At 73.0% G+C, this 17,585-nt stretch carries 11 protein-coding genes; 8 read left to right on the forward strand and 3 right to left on the reverse strand.

Going from position 1 to position 17,585, the window contains the following annotated elements; translation table 11 throughout:
• Positions 1-21: 21 nt before the first annotated feature.
• Entirely contained in the window at positions 22-1,278 is a 1,257-nt protein-coding gene (locus tag ACWERV_RS19520) for a DUF4192 domain-containing protein (RefSeq protein ID WP_452934508.1), read from the forward strand.
• Here the strand turns inward: ACWERV_RS19520 and ACWERV_RS19525 are convergent.
• The gene (locus ACWERV_RS19525) at positions 1,190-2,500 is read right to left on the reverse strand and encodes an alpha/beta fold hydrolase (RefSeq protein ID WP_452934511.1); all 1,311 of its coding nucleotides are present in this window, start codon (positions 2,498-2,500) and stop codon (positions 1,190-1,192) included. The two genes, ACWERV_RS19520 and ACWERV_RS19525, sit on opposite strands and share 89 nt — an antisense overlap.
• Before the next feature lie 279 nt (positions 2,501-2,779).
• Here ACWERV_RS19525 and ACWERV_RS19530 point away from each other — a divergent pair, with 279 nt between their 5' ends.
• From ACWERV_RS19530 to ACWERV_RS19555, 6 genes are all read left to right on the forward strand, one after another.
• Positions 2,780-4,696, forward strand: a complete 1,917-nt coding sequence (locus ACWERV_RS19530) for an amylo-alpha-1,6-glucosidase (RefSeq protein ID WP_452934514.1) — start codon at positions 2,780-2,782, stop codon at positions 4,694-4,696.
• Between the two features lie 83 nt (positions 4,697-4,779).
• A complete protein-coding gene (locus ACWERV_RS19535; protein WP_398177801.1) occupies positions 4,780-5,514 on the forward strand; it encodes an NUDIX hydrolase in 735 nt (244 codons plus the stop codon).
• 64 nt (positions 5,515-5,578) lie between these two features.
• Entirely contained in the window at positions 5,579-7,363 is a 1,785-nt protein-coding gene (locus tag ACWERV_RS19540; protein WP_452934517.1) for an ATP-binding cassette domain-containing protein, read from the forward strand.
• Positions 7,364-7,468: 105 nt separating this feature from the next.
• On the forward strand, positions 7,469-8,377 hold the full coding sequence (locus ACWERV_RS19545) for a FadR/GntR family transcriptional regulator (RefSeq protein WP_398177807.1): 909 nt from the start codon (positions 7,469-7,471) through the stop codon (positions 8,375-8,377).
• 253 nt (positions 8,378-8,630) lie between these two features.
• Positions 8,631-10,202, forward strand: coding sequence for an RNA polymerase sigma factor (locus ACWERV_RS19550; protein ID WP_398177809.1), 1,572 nt, complete (start codon positions 8,631-8,633; stop codon positions 10,200-10,202).
• Positions 10,203-10,337: 135 nt separating this feature from the next.
• Positions 10,338-11,210, forward strand: coding sequence for a S1 family serine peptidase (locus ACWERV_RS19555; RefSeq protein ID WP_452934520.1), 873 nt, complete (start codon positions 10,338-10,340; stop codon positions 11,208-11,210).
• Positions 11,211-11,304: 94 nt separating this feature from the next.
• Here ACWERV_RS19555 and ACWERV_RS19560 read toward each other — a convergent pair whose 3' ends face one another.
• Entirely contained in the window at positions 11,305-11,535 is a 231-nt protein-coding gene (locus ACWERV_RS19560) for a DUF7455 domain-containing protein (RefSeq protein WP_452934523.1), read from the reverse strand.
• A gap of 427 nt (positions 11,536-11,962) precedes the next feature.
• Here ACWERV_RS19560 and ACWERV_RS19565 point away from each other — a divergent pair, with 427 nt between their 5' ends.
• On the forward strand, positions 11,963-14,083 hold the full coding sequence (locus tag ACWERV_RS19565) for a DNA gyrase/topoisomerase IV subunit B (RefSeq protein ID WP_398177817.1): 2,121 nt from the start codon (positions 11,963-11,965) through the stop codon (positions 14,081-14,083).
• A gap of 105 nt (positions 14,084-14,188) precedes the next feature.
• On the opposite strand, the gene ACWERV_RS19570 is transcribed toward ACWERV_RS19565, so the two are convergent.
• Positions 14,189-17,524, reverse strand: a complete 3,336-nt coding sequence (locus ACWERV_RS19570; protein WP_452934526.1) for a right-handed parallel beta-helix repeat-containing protein — start codon at positions 17,522-17,524, stop codon at positions 14,189-14,191.
• Between the last annotated feature and the right edge of the window lie 61 nt (positions 17,525-17,585).

The raw sequence follows: 17,585 nt of genomic DNA on the forward strand, positions 1-17,585 counted from the left end.
GCGGTACGGCAAGCTCGGATCATGACACAGAGCAACGAAGTACGCCACGGAGAGTCATCATCGGTCGACGGCATCAAGGTCGTCCTGAGCGGGCCGGGGGAGCTGGCCGACGCGCTGCCCTTCCTCATGGGGTACCACCCGACGGACTCCATCGTCCTGCTGGCCCTGCACGGAGAAGAGGGACGCTTCGGCGGCCGGGTGCGGATCGCCCTGCCCCGCACACCGCAGGATTTCGCGGAGTGGCCGGAGGTCGCCAGGCACCTGGCCGACTGCCTGGTGGATGGCAGCCTGCGGCGCGCCGGGCGGCCGGCCGCGATCGTCGCCTTCCTCTGCCAGGATCCGCGCGAGGGCGAGCGCCCGTCGGAGGTGAAGGAGCGGCTGCGGCCGGTGGCCCAGCAACTGCGGGTCTCCTGCGGGGCGCTGGACGTGCCGGTGGTCGAGGCGATGTGCCTTTCCGCCGGACGCTGGTGGTCCTACTGCCGGCCGGGGCCGGACGCAGATCCGGGAGCCGTGGACGAAGGGGCGCCCCTCGCCCGGCCCGGCACGTCAGCTATCGCCGCAGCCGCCGCCTACGCCGGTATCCCGATGCCGGCCTCGCTGCGGGACCTGGAGGCCCGGCTCAGGCCGAGCGAACACCGGGCCGCCTCCCACGAGGCCGCGCTCGACCAGGCCTGCGCCGAACTCGTGCCGCGCATGCTCGACAGGGCCGCGGGCCGGTCCGTCGCCGACCGCACGGTCGAACTGGCACGCGCCGCTCTCGACGCCTTCGCCGAGGCGCCCCCGATCGCCGACAACGCGGCGGCCGACACCAGGGACGACGCACTGCTCGCCGACGGCCAGGCCGCGGAGATGATCCTCGGGCTCCAGGACCGGGAGGCCCGCGACCGCGTCGTGGAATGGGCCGACCCCCAGCGGGCGGGCGCGGCGCTCAGGCTCTGGCGCGCACTGGCCCGCCGCTGCCCCGGGCCGTACGCAGAGCACGCCGCGGTCCTGCTCGCCCTGACCGGGTGGGTGGCCTGGTGCTCGGGGGACGAGGCGGAGGCCCGGGTCGCGCTGTGCACGGCGCTGGAGCTGGAGCCGCACTGCTCCTTCGCCCTTCTGCTCCAACACGCCGTCAGCCAGGGACTCGACCCCGAAGTGGTGCGCCGGGCGCTGCGCGGCACCCGGCGCCGCAGGGTCGTGGAAGCGGCTACCGCTCGCCGCGGACCATCCGGACCAGCCGGTCGAGGACCCGGCCGTCGCTCACCCGGAGACCGTCGTGCTCGTATTCGTCGGTGATCCAGGTACGCAGCCCCCGGATCGACCGGGCGGTCGCCAGCGAGTCCACGGTGTCGACGTACATGTCGTCGTGGTAGACGGCCGCGACGACCGGCACGTCGTTGTGCGCGAGCCGCGCCGGGTCGTACAGGTCTGGCCACTGGCCGCGCTGCGCCAGCAGTTCCGCCGTCTCGCGCAGTGGTGCGAGCGCCGGGTCGGTCTCGAACATCCACGGGTGGATCGTCTCGCCGGAGAAGAGCACCGGCGCGTCGTTCTTCAGCGCTGCCTCGGCGTCGAACTCGGGGAATTCGGACCTGACACGCTCGGCCGCCCACCGGGTTCCCTCCGGGGAGACCGAGCGCTGCCCGTAGCTCGGCTCGTGGAGCAGCGCGTAGAGAGGGGCGCCCGCGAAGGAGAGATGGCCCTGGGCCTGGGCGAGGAAGGAGTCGGAGAGGACGGGTCCGGCAGGTCCGGTGACAAAGGCGTCCTCGATCAAGTAGTGCAGCGTGTGCGAGCCGCTCCCGGAGCCGAGCATCAGCCCGAGCGCCTGGAAGGCGTGTGGGGTGAGCAGCCCGCCGTCCGGGAGCGCCACGGAGTGCTCGCACAGATGGCGGACGATGTCCCGGACCCTGGCGACGTCCTCGGGATACCGCGCGTAGTGGGCGGCGTTCTTGCTCCGGACGCGCGGGTACGCGGCGCGGTAGACGTCGTCGGCCGTCACCCGCAGGCCGGGCAGCCCACCGGTGATCAGCACCTCGCGCAGCGCCTCGGGCGCGAAGGAGAGGTAGGTGACGGCGCAGAAGCCGCCGAAGCTCTGGCCGAGCACGCTCCATCGGCCGTCGTCACCGAGGAGGTGGCGGCGCAGGATCTCGCAGTCCCTGACGATGGAGTCGGCCCGGAAATGGGCCAGATAGTCTGCCTGGGCCGCCGCGTCACCGCGCAGCGGCAGAGTCTGGCGGTTGGCGGGTGTCGAGCGGCCGGTCCCGCGCTGGTCGAGCAGCAGCACCCGGTAGTCGTCGAGAGCCCGCGAGAGCCAGCCGTCCCGGCCCAGCGGCCGCGGGCTGCGGTTGCCCGGTCCGCCCTGCAGGAAGACCAGCCAGGGCAGCCGCTCCGGGTTCTTCCCTGCCGCCACCACTTCCCGGGCGAAGACCTCGATCTGCTCGCCGCCCGGCTCGGCATGGTCGAGCGGTACGGGAAGGACATGGTCGGTGACGACGATGCCGGGCTGGCGGAGGACGGGCATGCTGCCTCGTTTCTGCGGTCGGGAGCGGGAGCGGCGAAGCATACGCGGCGCCTTTCGTCCAGGAACGCTATGCGGCCCGTGACCTGGGCGGTCGGCGCACCGTTCACCAGGCGTGCAGCACTCACCGCAGCAGCCGAAGCAGCATCCGGGAGCGGACGGGGCAACCGCCGCGCGGCGGCGCCCCGCGCGGACCGGCGGGCATCGGTGAGCGCACCGCCGCGCCCGGCACCGCCCCGGGCCGGGCGCCGGACGGCGGCCGTCCACGACACGCTGGTCTGCGTGGCCGCCCCGGCCCTGGCCGTGTCGGACCGCGACGGCCAGTTGCGGGGCGACGGTGTCGCCGGCCTCTACCGCGACGGACGGCGGCTGCTCGCCCGGTGCCTGCTGACGGTGGCGGGCGCGGAACCGGTCGCGGTGCAGGCCGTGATGTTGGCCGCCGACCGGGCCCGCTTCGTCGCGGTCGCGGGAAGCGGCGCCGGCCACGGGCCCGACCCCGCCGTCACGGTCGAGCGGGTGCGGTCGGCCGGGGGAGAGGAGCGGATCACGGTCGCGAACACCGGCACCCGGGCGGTACGGCTGCCGGTCGAGATCCTCCTCGGCACCGACCTCGCGCCGCTCGCCGCCGTGGCGGCGGGACGAACGGGGAGCGGGGTGTCCTGCACCGTCAGCGGAGCGGGGCTGCGCTGGACGGACGGTGAGCGCGCGGTGCTGACGACGGCCCGCCCCGCACCGGACGAGGTCTTCGCTGCGGCGGGCGCGCTGGTGTGGCGGCTCGAACTGCCGGCCGGGGAAGCGCGGACGATCGAGCTGCGGACCGGACCCGCCCCGATGCCGGGAGCGCTGGGCCGCACACCGCCCCCGGCACGTCCCCCGGCCCTCTGGCCCACCGCCCGGCTGGAGGCGGACGACGCACGGGCGGGCGCCCTGCTGCGCACGTCCCTCGACGACCTGCAGAATCTGCTGCTGCGGGACCCTGCCCACCCCGCGGACCTGCACCTCGCGGCCGGAGCACCCTGGCGGCTCGCGGGGACGCCCCCCGACGCGCTGTGGGCGGCACGGATGCTGCTCCCCTTCGGCACCAGGCTCGCAGCCGGCACGCTGCGCACGCTCGCGCGGGCCCAGGACCCGCGGGGCGGGGGCATCGCCGGACCACCGCGCGACGCGGGGCCCGGACTGCCACCGCTGTCCTGTGCGGCGGAGGCCGTACCGCTGTTCGTCACCGTGCTGGCGGAGGCCTGGCGGTGGGGGTTGCCGTCCCGGGAGGTGGAGGCGCTGCTGCCGGCGGCCGAGCGCTGCCTGGCCTGGCTGGAGCGGAGCGTGTCGGCGGCCGGGGCCGGCGGGCTGGTCGCCGATCCCGTGCCCGGCGGCCCGCTGCGGGCCGAGGTCCAGGCGTACGTGCACCGGGCCGCTCTGCACGGCGCCGACCTGCTGGAGGCCTTCGGAAGACCGGGCGGAGACAGATGGCGGGAGCGGGCCGCGCGGTTGCGGACGGAGTTCCGGCGGCGGTTCCGGGCGGCGGAGTCCGCGGGCGGCCGTATCGCGGTGGCGTGCACGGCGGAGGGCGGCGTGCTGGACGTGCCTTCCTCGGCGCTGGCGCACCTGCTGGACACGGGGCTGGGCCCAGGCGGGTCCGCGGCGCCCGGACTGCTGGACGCGGAGGCCACCGCCCGGCTCGCACGGGTGCTGGCCGCGCCGGGCCTGGACAGCGGCTGGGGGCTGCGCACGCTGGCAGCCGGGGCCCCGGGGTTCAGCCCGTTCGGACACCGCGGCGGCGCCGTGCGCGTGCATGAGACCGCGGTCGCCGTGGCCGGGCTGGCGGCCGCCGGGTACGACGACGCGGCGGCCGCGCTGCTCACCGGGGTGCTCGACGCGGCCGCGGCGTTCGGGATGCGGCTGCCCGAGATGTACGCCGGGGAGCAGCGCGCGGGCGGCCGGGCGCCGTGCCCGCACCCCATGGCGTGCAGGCCCGCGGCGCTCGCGGCGGGCGGCGCGGTGCACCTGCTGGCCGCACTGGCGGGCGTACGGCCCGATGTGCCGGGGGGCTCCGTCGCGCTGCGGCCGCTGGCCCGCACGCCCGCCGGTGCGGTCAGGGTGGGCGGGATGCAGGTCGCCGGGGCGCCCTTCGCGGTGCGGATCGGCAGGCAGGGGACGGCGATGGTCGAGGAGGCGGCGCCAGGGCTGCGACTCGGTGCGTGACGGGGCCGACGCGGCTCACGACGTGATCGCGCAAGGTGTCGATCCGGCTGATTATCGTCAGGCAGACGACTAAGATCACCACCATGTCGCCCTACGACCCGTCGGCCTTCCCGCCCTTCGCCGTGACCGTCGATCTGGTCGTGCTCACGGTGCGGCACCATGCCCTGTGCGCGCTGTCGGTGCGCCGCGGCGAGCCTCCCTTCCAGGGGAGGTGGGCGCTGCCCGGCGGCTTCGTCCGGCAGGACGAGGACCTGTCCCAGGCCGCGGCCAGGGAACTGGCCGAGGAGACGGGCCTTCGGGCACAGAGCGGCGCGCACCTGGAGCAACTCGCCACCTACGGCGATCCGCAGCGCGACCCGCGGATGCGGGTGGTCAGCGTCGCCCATCTGGTGCTCGCACCCGACCTGCCCGCGCCGCGGGCGGGCGGTGACGCGCGCAGTGCCCGCTGGGCGCCGGTCGGCACGCTGCTCGGCGAGGACGGCCAGGAGCACGCCGCCGAAGCGCCGCCGCTGGCCTTCGACCATGCGCGGATCCTGGCCGACGGGGTGGAGCGGGCGAGGTCGAAGATCGAGTACTCCTCGCTGGCCACGGCTTTCTGCCCGGCGGAGTTCACGGTCGGAGAGCTGCGCCGGGTGTACGAGGCGGTGTGGGGGGTGGCGCTCGACCCGCGCAACTTCCACCGCAAGGTGACCGGGACGGTGGGCTTCCTGGTGCCGACGGGCGGGACGACGACGCGTCAGGGCGGCCGCCCCGCACAGCTGTTCCGGGCGGGCGGAGCCACCCTGCTCAATCCGCCGATGCTCCGGCCCGAGGTGTAATTCCCCCGCGGACGTCGGTCACATATCGGGCATATTGCACCAATTCTGGCGTTATGGTGCTGGGGTGATCCAGGCCATCGGACTGACCAGCACACCAAGGCGCAACACCCCGCCCGCCGTCGCCGACCTCACCTTCGACATCCGGCCCGGCGAGGTCACCGGCCTGCTCGGCCCGGCCCGGTCCGGGAAGACCACCGCCGTCCGCCTGCTGCTCGGTGTGCAGTCCGGCAAGGGCGCCACGCTCGTCGACGGCTGCCCGCTGCGCGACCTGGCCCGTCCCGAACGGGCCGTCGGCGCCGTCCTCGGAGACGTGCCCGGACACCCCCGCCGCACCGCCCGCGGACACCTGCGGATGCTCTGCGCCGCCCACGGCCTGCCCGTCTCCCGCGCCGACGACCTGCTGGAAACCGTCGGACTCGGCGCCATGGCGGACCGGAAGCTCGGCACGTACTCGCTCGGCATGGACCGCCGCCTCGCCTTCGCCGTCGCGCTGCTGCCCGACCCGCACGCCCTCGTCGTCGACGACCCGGCGCGGGACTTGCCGCCGCGCGAGGCGGCCTGGGTGCACGCACTGGTGCGCCGCCACGCCGCCGCGGGCGGGGCGGTGCTGCTCACCGGCCGCGACCCCGGAGCGCTCGCCAGGACGGCGGACCGGATCGTCGTGCTGGACGGCGGCCGGATCACCGCCGACGAGCCGGCGGACAGCTTCGCCGGCACCCGGCTGCGCCCGCACGTCGCCGTGCGCTCGCCCTACGCCCAGCGGCTGGCCGGCCTGCTCGCCGAGGACGGCGCCGAGGTGGTCGCCGCGGGCGGCAGCCGTATCGCCGTCTACGGCGCGACGTCCGCCGCCGTCGGCGAGACCGCCCACCGGCACGGCATCCTGCTGCACCAGCTCGCCGACCGCCCGGCCGGCGGCGAGACGGACGGCCGGGAACCGCTCCCGGACCCGGCCGCGGGTGAACGCCCCGTGCGCCGCAGGTCCGTTCCCCGGTCACGCCCCGCGCCCCTGCGCACGCCGCACGGTCCGCTGCAGCCGTTGCGGTACGAGCTGCGCCGGTGCTTCGGGCTGCGCACCTCCTGGCCGGTGGCGGCGGTCGCGGTCGCCGGGTCCGTGCTCGGGGCGCTGGTCGTCGCGCGCGGGGGAGCGGCGCACACCCCGGCGCTGCGGCTGCTGTCGGGATGGCCCGCGGATCTGCCGCTGCCCGCCGCGGCGCTGGGGGCGGCGGCGCTGGGGGCGCTGTCGTACGGGCAGGAGTTCGCCTTCCCGGCGCTGACGCCCGGCTTCGGCCCGGAGCCCCGCGCGCCCCGGCTGCTCGCCGCCAAGCTCGCGGTCAGCGGGGTCCTCGCGCTGCTGCTCGCCCTGCTGGCGGCGCTCGCGGACACCGCCGTGCTGCGTCTGGCACTCGGGCCCGCCGCGGTGCCCGATCCGCTGGCGCTGTCGGCCACCACGGCGGGCTGGGCCGCGCTGTGCACGGCCTGCGCGTGGACGGGGGTGCTGGCGGCGTGCGCGTTCCGCACCACGGCGCTCGGGCTCTCAGCGGTGCTCTCCGTACCGCTGCTGGTGGCGCCCGGACTCCGGTACGTACTCGGCGGGCGGACGGGAGCGCAGTTCCGTGACGCGGCCGCGGCGCTGTGGTCGGTGGCCACGGGGGCGCCGCGTACCGACGACCGGGCGGCACTCGCGGCGTTGCGCTCGGCGGCCCAACCGCTCGCCGTGGCACTGGTGTTGTCACTGTCGTGCCTGGTCATCGCCTATCTGGCAGGGGCGTTGCGGGTGCGCCGGCGCGGGCGCGGGTCAACTCCCGTGCGCTCCACCGCGGCTGTGCGCGTCGACCGCGAGGAGGCCTGATTCGTCCCGATAAAGCGTCAATTATCAGGTGATGAGCGCTCACCCTTTCGTGTGCTTTTCAGCAAAGCCCTCAAGGCCTGCTGCGGCATCGCCGACAAAGGATGCGTGAGTACCCTTGCGCACACCATGATGACCGCGGCTCGTTCCGCTGACTCCGGCATCGCCGGCTCGGGCGAGCTGGACCGCTACTCGTATGCCGATTCTCCCGCCGGCGACCGCCCAGGAGGCGGGATCACATCCTGGGAGGGCATGGATCCGGACGTGGGCCGGGTGGGCCGCCGCACCGGCGGCAGCCGCGGCCGCGGGCTGCACGGCCAACTCGTCCAGCAGCTCGGACAGATGATCGTGTCCGGCGACCTCGGTGCCGACCGCCCGCTGGTGCCCGAGGAGATCGGCCAGCGCTTCGAGGTCTCCCGCACCGTGGTCCGTGAATCGCTGCGGGTGCTGGAGGCCAAGGGCCTGGTCAGCGCCCGGCCGAACGTCGGCACCCGGGTCCGCCCCGTCAGCGACTGGAATCTGCTCGACCCCGACATCATCGAATGGCGCGCCTTCGGCCCGCACCGTGAGGAGCAGCGCCGCGAGCTGCTCGACCTGCGCTCGACGATCGAACCGCTCGCCGCCCGGCTCGCCGCCGGGCACGGGCGCGAGGACGTCCAGCAGCGGCTCGCCGACATGGCCGAGATCATGGCCCACGCGGCGGCCCAGGGAGACGCGCTCACCTTCACGCGCGCGGACGTGGAGTTCCACGGGCTGCTGCTGACCGTCGCCGGCAACCGCATGCTGGAGCACCTGTCCGGGATCGTCCTGGCGGCCCTCCAGGTCTCCGGCGGCCCGGTCACCGGCTGTGAGCGTCCGGGCGACGCCTCGGTGGGGCTGCACCACCGGATCGTCGAGGCGCTCGCGGAGGGCGACGGCGGTACCGCCGAGGCGGCGATGCGCCAGCTGCTCTCCGGTTCCACGGAGCAGTCCTCGGCCGCCGCCGACCACGTCGTCCCGGCCCCCCGAGAGCACTGACCGCCCGGCCGGCCGCCGCGGGCCCCGTGTGACCGGGGCCGGCGGCGGTTCGTGCGCGTCACATGTCCGACTTTGCCGCTGATCTGCACAATTTGGGGTGTGACTCGGGCCACGTAAGCTGGGCGTAACGCCAGGCGAGGCAGTGCGATGACTTAAGAGGTGGCGGCCGTACGAGGAATATTCGGCATCGAATCCGACGCTGAGTCGCCGTACGGTTCCACCGAGTCGTTCCCATCGTTCCGAGAGGTTGTTCGTGTCGGCCAGCACATCCCGTACGCTCCCGTCCGAGATCGCCGAGTCCGAGTCTCTGATGGCGCTCATCGAGCAGGGTAAGGCCCAGGGGCAGATCGCAGGCGACGACGTGCGTCGGGCGTTCGAAGCGGACCAGATTCCGGCAACCCAGTGGAAGAACGTTCTGCGCAGCCTCAACCAGGTCCTCGACGAGGAGGGTGTGACGCTGATGGTGAGTGCCGCCGAGGCGCCCAAGCGCACCCGCAAGAGCGTCGCAGCCAAGAGCCCGGCGAAACGTACTGCCACCAAGACGGTCGCCGCCAAGGCGGCCCCTGCCAAGAAGACCGTAGCGCCCAAGGCGCCGGCTCCCGAGCCGGTCGCCGAGGCCGAGACCACGGTGGAGCCATCGGTGGAGGCGGAGAACTCAGCAGCCAGGAAGGCGCCGGCGAAGAAGGCCGCCGTGAAGAAGACGGCGGCCAAGAAGGCGCCCGCGAAGAAGACGGCGGCAGCCAAGAAGTCCGCCGCCGGTCCGGGCGAGGACGACGTCGTCGAGGTGGACGAGCCGCTGGAGGACGTCGCGCCCGGCAAGGGCGACGAGGAGGCGGAGAAGACGGAGTCCGAGAGCTTCGTGCTCTCCGACGACGACGAGGACGACGCGCCCGCGCAGCAGGTCGCGGTGGCTGGCGCCACCGCCGACCCGGTCAAGGACTACCTCAAGCAGATCGGCAAGGTCCCGCTGCTCAACGCCGAGCAGGAGGTGGAGCTGGCCAAGCGCATCGAGGCGGGTCTGTTCGCCGAGGACAAGCTGGCGGCGGCCGACAAGCTCGCCCCCAAGCTCAAGCGCGAGCTGGAGATCATCGCCGAGGACGGGCGCTGGGCCAAGAACCACCTGCTGGAGGCCAACCTCCGGCTCGTCGTCTCGCTGGCCAAGCGCTACACCGGCCGCGGCATGCTCTTCCTGGACCTGATCCAGGAGGGCAACCTGGGCCTGATCCGTGCGGTCGAGAAGTTCGACTACACCAAGGGCTTCAAGTTCTCCACGTACGCCACCTGGTGGATCCGCCAGGCGATCACCCGCGCGATGGCCGACCAGGCCCGCACCATCCGTATCCCGGTGCACATGGTCGAGGTCATCAACAAGCTCGCCCGGGTGCAGCGCCAGATGCTCCAGGACCTGGGCCGCGAGCCCACCCCGGAGGAGCTGGCCAAGGAACTCGACATGACCCCCGAGAAGGTCATCGAGGTCCAGAAGTACGGCCGCGAGCCCATCTCGCTGCACACCCCGCTCGGCGAGGACGGCGACAGCGAGTTCGGTGACCTCATCGAGGACTCCGAGGCGGTCGTCCCCGCCGACGCGGTCAGCTTCACGCTTCTGCAGGAGCAGCTGCACTCGGTCCTCGACACGCTGTCCGAGCGGGAGGCGGGCGTGGTCTCCATGCGCTTCGGCCTGACCGACGGCCAGCCGAAGACGCTGGACGAGATCGGCAAGGTCTACGGCGTCACGCGCGAGCGGATCCGGCAGATCGAGTCGAAGACGATGTCCAAGCTGCGCCACCCGTCGCGCTCCCAGGTGCTGCGGGACTACCTCGACTGATCCTCCCGCGGCCGTCCTCCCGGACGGCCCGGCCGGGGCGCGCGGCACTGCGCGCGTCGTCGGTCTGCGGATGCGGCCTCCGGCCCTATCGATGACTCTGGGTGCTCAGAGTGGTTCATAGGGTCAGGAGGCCGTATGCATCTCCCCGTTCCCACCTGCCTGCGTCACCGCGGCCGCCGTGGCCGCCGCCGTACGGCCATAGCCGCGGCGGCTCTGCTGCCGGCGTTCGCCCTTCCCCTGGCGGTGCCGACGGCTCCGGCCGCCGCCAACGGAGTAGTGGTCGGCGGTGTGCCGACATCGACCGACGACGAGCCGTGGGTGGTGGCGCTCGCCAGCCGTGAGCGTTTCGGCTCCGCCAGATCGGGGCAGTTCTGCGGCGGCGTGGCGGTGGGGCCGCACACGGTCGTCACCGCGGCTCACTGCTTCGGGCAGGAGGCGCTCGGCGTCACGGACTGGCGCAAGCTGCCGGACCTTCGGGTCATCGCCGGGCGGACGGATCTGAGCGGGTCGGACGGGCAGGAGATGCCGCTGGCCGACGTATGGGTCAATCCCGATTTCGACGCCTCCACCAATGCCGGGGACGTCGCGGTGATCACGCTCTCCCAGGCCCTGCCGGGCGGCGCCGTGATCCCGATGGCCCAACCGTCGGACACCGCGCCGTACGCGCCGGGCACGCAGGCCGAGGTCTACGGGTGGGGTGACACCACGGGGCAGGGAACGTATCCGCAGGCGCTACGGATGGCCACGGTGGACGTACTGGCCGATTCGGTGTGCGAGAAGGCCTACCCCGGTGACGAGGACGGCACGTACCTGCGCGACTCCATGGTGTGCGCGGGGGTGTCCGGCGGGGGCAAGGACGCGTGCCAGGGCGACAGCGGCGGGCCGCTCGTGGCGGCGGGCCGGCTGATCGGGCTCGTGTCGTGGGGGACGGGCTGTGCGGAGGCCGACTACCCGGGTGTCTACACCCGCGTCTCGGCGGTGTCCGGGCTGGTGGCCCAGCACATGTGAGGTCGGCCCGCCGACGGGGGAAAGCCCGCGGGCGGACACCCCCTGAAGGGGTCCGTCCGCCCGCGGGGCCGAGCTCGTCGCGTGGTGCGATGTGTCAGCGCTCGTCATCTCCCGCCGAGGCCGGGGTGTCGGTGAGCCGCCCCGTCTCGTCCTGTATTTCCGCAGCGATCTTCTTGAGTTCCGGCTCGAACTTGCGTCCGTGGTGTGCGCAGAAGAGCAGCTCTCCGCCGCTGGTGAGAACGACACGCAGGTAGGCCTGAGCGCCGCAACGGTCGCAGCGGTCTGCCGCAGTCAGCGGACTCGCGGGGGTCAGAACAGTAGTCACGTCGCCTCTTCTCTAGCTCGACGAGCTGTCGTACCAGGGTCAACATCCAACCAGCCCGAAAACGTTCCCGCTGACGGCTTTTCCTCGAAAACGGGCCTCGGAGTGACTGGGTGTTACCGATTGGCGGCGAATAGGAGTCAGTTGCGTCGGATGTCGCGTATGGGGCTTTTGTCGTACTGATCCACACTCGCCCCGACCGGCTTGCCGGGGTGTTGGTGAGGACGTGCCCGGAGCCTAAATGGTTCATGCCTCTTTGGGAACGTGACATGTGTATCACTCGTGCGGGTTATCGAACGCGTGAGCGAGCAGGGCTACGATGAAGGCCGGGATACCCGGGTCGCGGCGCAGTTGCCCTCCCCGACCTCGGTACCCTCTCACCGACACGGCCGAAGAGATTCAGGCCACACCTGATCGAGGAGTTGCCCGCGTGACCGCCGAAACATCCGTGCCGTCCACCGCGCTGCTGACGGGCGCAGATCGCGACGGCTCCAACTACACAGCGCGGCACCTGCTCGTTCTCGAAGGTCTCGAAGCGGTACGCAAGCGTCCCGGCATGTACATCGGGTCCACCGACAGCCGCGGTCTGATGCACTGCGTCTGGGAGATCATCGACAACTCCGTCGACGAGGCCCTCGGCGGCCACTGCGACAGCATCGAGGTCGTCCTCGCGGCCGACGGCTCCATCGAGGTCCGCGACAACGGCCGCGGGATCCCCGTCGACGTCGAGCCCAAGACGGGCCTGTCGGGCGTCGAGGTCGTCATGACCAAGCTGCACGCGGGCGGAAAGTTCGGCGGCGGCTCCTACGCGGCCTCCGGCGGCCTGCACGGCGTCGGCGCCTCCGTCGTCAACGCGCTCTCGGCCCGGCTCGATGTCGAGGTCGACCGCAGCGGCAGCACCCACGCCATCAGCTTCCGGCGCGGCGTCCCCGGCTCCTTCGCCGGCGCCGGGCCGGACGCGAAGTTCGAGCCCGCGAGCGGCCTGGCGAAGACCAAGAAGATCCCGCGCACCCGGACCGGCACCCGCGTCCGCTACTGGCCGGACCGGCAGATCTTCCTCAAGGACGCCAAGCTGTCGCTGGAGACGCTGTACCAGCGCGCCCGGCAGACGGCCTTCCTGGTGCCCGGCCTGACGATCGTGGTCCGCGACGAACGCGGCATCGAGTCGGAGAAGCCGGTCGAGGAGATCTTCCACTTCGACGGCGGCATCAGCGAGTTCTGCGAGTTCCTGGCCCCCGACAAGCCCATCTGCGACGTCCTGCGGCTCACCGGCAGCGGCACGTTCAAGGAGACCGTCCCGGTCCTCGACGACCGCGGCCACATGACACCCACCGAGGTCACCCGGGAACTGGGCGTCGACATCGCGCTGCGCTGGGGCACCGGATACGACACCACGCTCCGGTCCTTCGTCAACATCATCGCCACGCCCAAGGGCGGCACCCACGTCACCGGCTTCGAGCGCTCGGTGGCCAAGACGGTGAACGAAGTGCTGCGCGCCACCAAGCTGCTGCGCGTCGCCGAGGACGACATCGTCAAGGACGACGCCATGGAGGGCCTCACGGCGGTCGTCACCGTCCGGCTCGCCGAGCCGCAGTTCGAGGGCCAGACCAAGGAGGTGCTCGGCACCTCCGCCGCCAACCGGATCGTGGCCAATGTCGTGGCGAAGGAGCTGAAGGAGTTCCTGACCTCCACCAAGCGCGACGCCAAGGCCCAGGCCCGTGCCGTCCTGGAGAAGGCCGTGGCGGCCGCCAGGACGCGTATCGCGGCCCGCCAGCACAAGGAGGCCCAGCGCAGGAAGACGGCGCTGGAGACGTCCTCCCTGCCGGCCAAGCTCGCCGACTGCCGCAGCGACGACGTCGACCGCAGCGAACTGTTCATCGTCGAGGGCGACTCGGCCCTCGGCACGGCCAAGCTCGCGCGCAACTCCGAGTTCCAGGCGCTGCTGCCGATCCGCGGCAAGATCCTCAACACGCAGAAGTCGTCGGTCTCCGACATGCTCAAGAACGCCGAGTGCGGCGCGATCATCCAGGTCATAGGAGCCGGCTCCGGCCGCACCTTCGACATCGACCAGGCGCGCTACGGCAAGGTGATCTTCCTCGCCGACGCCGACGTCGACGGCGCCCACATCCGCTGCCTGCTGCTGACCCTCTTCCAGCGCTACATGCGCCCCATGGTCGAGGAGGGCCGCGTCTTCTCCGCCGTCCCGCCGCTGCACCGCATCGAACTCGTCCAGCCCAAGAAGGGCCAGGACAAGTACCTCTACACCTACTCCGACAACGAACTCCGCCAGACCCTGCTCGACCTCCAGCGCCGCAACGTCCGCTACAAGGACAGCATCCAGCGCTACAAGGGCCTCGGCGAGATGGACGCCAACCAGCTGGCCGAAACCACGATGGACCCCCGCCACCGCACCCTGCGCCGCATCAACATCAGCGACATCGAGGCCGCCGAACGCGCCTTCGACCTCCTGATGGGCAACGAGGTGGCCCCGCGCAAGGAGTTCATCACCAACTCGGCCACGACGCTCGACCGGTCGAAGATCGACGTCTGACCTGCGGCCTCGGCGTCGAGCGGGTTCAGGGGGCCGGTCGGCGTCCGTGGCCGGACCGCGGGAGGCTGATGCGGGGTGGCGCCCGTCAGGGGCGGTGGTGAGGGGTCAGTGGGCGGGCTCGTCGGCGTAGGGGAGGTCCTGGGGGAGCAGTAGGGTCAGTGCTTCCAGGTCGGGGGCGGTGACCGAGCCCAGGCGGCCGGCCTGGCGGGTCATCATCGCCTCCACCAGCTGGCGGGCAAGGCGGGCGTTGCCGAAGGAGCGTGTGCGCGGGACGGCGTCCAGGTGGGTGCGCAGCGACTCCACCGTCTGCGGCGCGCACCGGTAGCCCGCGCCGGAGGCCATCTCCTGCACGATCTCCAGGAGCTCGGCCGTGGTGTAGTCCTCGAACCGCACCTGCCGGGAGAACCGGCTGGCCAGCCCGGGGTTGGAGGCCAGGAAGCGGGCCATCTCCTCGGTGTAGCCGGCTGCGATCACCACCACTTCGTCGCGGTGGTCCTCCATCAGCTTCAGCAGGGTGTCGACGGCCTCCTGGCCGAAGTCCTGCGGCGCGTTCTCCGGGGTGAGCGTGTAGGCCTCGTCGATGAACAGCACCCCGCCCAGGGCGCGTTCGAAGGCCTCCGTGGTGAGCTGTGCGGTGTGGCCGATGTAGCGGCCGACCAGGTCGGCGCGGGCCACCTCCACGAGCTGGCCGCGCGGCAGGACCCCGAAGGACCGCAGCAGGTCCGCGTACAACCGGGCCACGGTCGTCTTGCCGGTGCCCGGCGGGCCGGAGAAGACCAGGTGGTGGCTGACCTTCGGCGTGGGCAGCCCCACGGCCTGCCGCTGCCGGGCCGTGCCGAGCAGGTCCAGGATGCCGCCGACCTCCCGCTTGACCGCCCCCAGGCCGATCATGCCGCGCAGCCGCGCCAGCACGTCGGAGTCGCCCGGCTCGCTCCGGCCGCCCGTCCGGACCTCGGCCGCCTCCTCCTCGCCGACGTCCTCCGGCAGGATCTCCAGCAGGTCGCTCTCCCCGGCCTCGGGCACCGACGCCAGCCGGAACGACTGCCGGTCCACCATCTCCTCGAACACCTGCCGCGCGGCACGGCCGTTGCCGAAGGTCGCGTCCCGCTTCATCCGCGAGAAGCGCAGCCCCAGGGCCTGGAGCGCCAGCGGATCGAGCACGTAGCGGTGGGCCGCGCACATGCTCTCGACGATGGTGACCAGCTCTTCCACCGAATAGTTGGCGAACTCGATGGTGCGGGTGAAGCGGGACGCCAGGCCCGGGTTGGCGGTCAGGAACGTGGTCATCTCCTTGGAGTAGCCCGCGACGATCACCACCACCTCGTCGCGGTGGTCCTCCATCAGCTTCACCAGGGTGTCGATCGCCTCCTGGCCGAAGTTCGCGCCCGAGCGCTTCCCGTCCGACAGCAGGGTGTACGCCTCGTCGATGAACAGCACGCCGCCCAGGGCCCGTTCGAAGGCCTCCGTGGTCTTGATCGCGGTGCCGCCGATGACCTGGGCGACCAGGTCTCCTCGGGACACCTCCGTGATGTGCCCCGAGGGCAGCAGGCCCAGCTCGGCCAGGATGCCGCCGTACAGCCGGGCCACCGTGGTCTTGCCCGTGCCGGGCGGGCCGGCGAAGACCAGGTGCCGGCTCATCGGCGGCGCGGGTATCCCCAGTTGTGCCCGGCGCTGCGCCAGCCGGCCCAGGTTGACGAGGGTGTCCACCTGGTGCTTGACGCCCGCCAGGCCGATGAGGGCGTCCAGCTCCGCGAACGGCCCGGTCGGCGGCTGCGGTTCGGCGTCGGCGGCGGCCTGCTCCCCGCCGGCCGCCGGGCCGTCGTCCTCGGTGGCCGGCTGCGCGCCGGGCCAGGCGTCGGGGGCCCGGTTGCCCGTGCTGGTCAGCTCGGTGACCGAAAGCCGCGGTCCGGGCCGGGCGGCCCGCAACCCGGCGCCCTTGCTGCCGCGGACCGTGCACGAGGTCACCGAGACCTGCTCGGTGCTGTCCACCCGGATGCCGTCGCCGCCGCTGTCCACCACCTCGCAGCCGCTCAGCGCGCTGCGCCCTCCCGCGGCGACCAGGACGCCGTGCGACGCCGCTCCGGTGCACCGCACCCGTACCAGGGAGATCTCCCCGCCGTCCTCCACGCTGACGCCGCAGCCACCCGCCCCGGCCACCTCGCAGTCCCGCAGCGAGCCCAGTCCGCGCGCTCCCACCGACACCCCGGCCGAACCGGCGCCGCGCACCACCGTGTTGCCGATATGGGGGTTGCCGAGGCCCTCGATGCGCACCCCGTGGCCGCCCGCGTCCTCGACCAGGCACTCCTCCAGCCGGCCCCGGCCGTCCTCGGCGACCAGCACCCCCGGGCCCTTGGGCGCCACCACCCGGGCACGCCGCAGCAGCGGGTTCGCTCCGGACCTGATGGCGATCCCGACGCCGCCCGTGCCCTCGACGGTCAGCCGGTCGAACTCGGCCGCCGACTCCTCCGTCAGCAGCACACCGATGCCCTCCGCGTCCGCGACCCTCGCGCCCGTGAGCACCGGGGCGCTGGACTCCGCGACGTGCACCGCCGGTCCCTGCGCCGCGGTGAACGCGCACGCGTCATAGGTACCGCGCGAGCGGCCCACCACCGCCAGCCCCGCGCCCCGGGTCCGCGCGGTGGCGCACCGCACCAGGTACGGGTCGCAGCCGCCGGCCACCACCACGCCGTGTCCGGAGGTGTCGCTGATCCGCACCTCCTCCAGCGTGGTGCGGGTCGACGTGGCCAGGTACGCGCCGACCGCCGCGGAATGCACGGCGGTACGCGACACCGTCAGCGTCGTCGCCCCCTCCAGCGCCAGCGCCGGCTTGTCGGTCGAGGAGATCTCGCAGTCCTCCATGGAACCGCGTGAACTTCCGTTGGCCAGCAGCCCGTTGCCGCGCGCGTCACGCACGGTGCAGCCGCGCACCGTGGCCCGGCCCTGCTCGCTGACCACGATCGCCGAGGTGCCCAGGTGCTCCAGGACGCAGTCCTCGACAACGCTGCCCGTGGTGCCCGTCTCCACCACTCCGGCGCCGATCGGGTTGGTCACCCGGCAGCGGCGCATGGCCAGCGAGCCGGTGCCGCGGCTGAGCAGCGCGGTCCAGCCGGTGCCGGTGATCTCGCAACCGTCGAGCGCGACCTGCCCGCGCGCCGCGTCCACCACCGGCAGGTCACCTTCGCCGCCGCGCAGCGTCAGGTCGGAGAGGAGCACCGCGTCCGCCGCCAGCGTGACCGCGGTGCCGTGTCCGGGCTCGATCCGCACGCTGCCGCGCGGCCCGTCGGCGACGATCGTCACGCGGGTGCGGACCGTCAGCGCCTCGGCGTAGACGCCCGGCCGGAGGCTGACCACGGCCCCCGAACGGGCGCGGGCGAGTGCGTCCCCGATCGTCCGGAACTCGCCTGAGCCGTCCTGGGCGACGGTCAGAATCTGGCGTGCCACGGCCGATTCTCCTCCTCATGTCCCCTTGCCGGGTGGTGTGTTGCTGTGCGGTGCCGCCGGT

This window comes from Streptomyces sp. NPDC004031 (genome assembly GCF_053604375.1).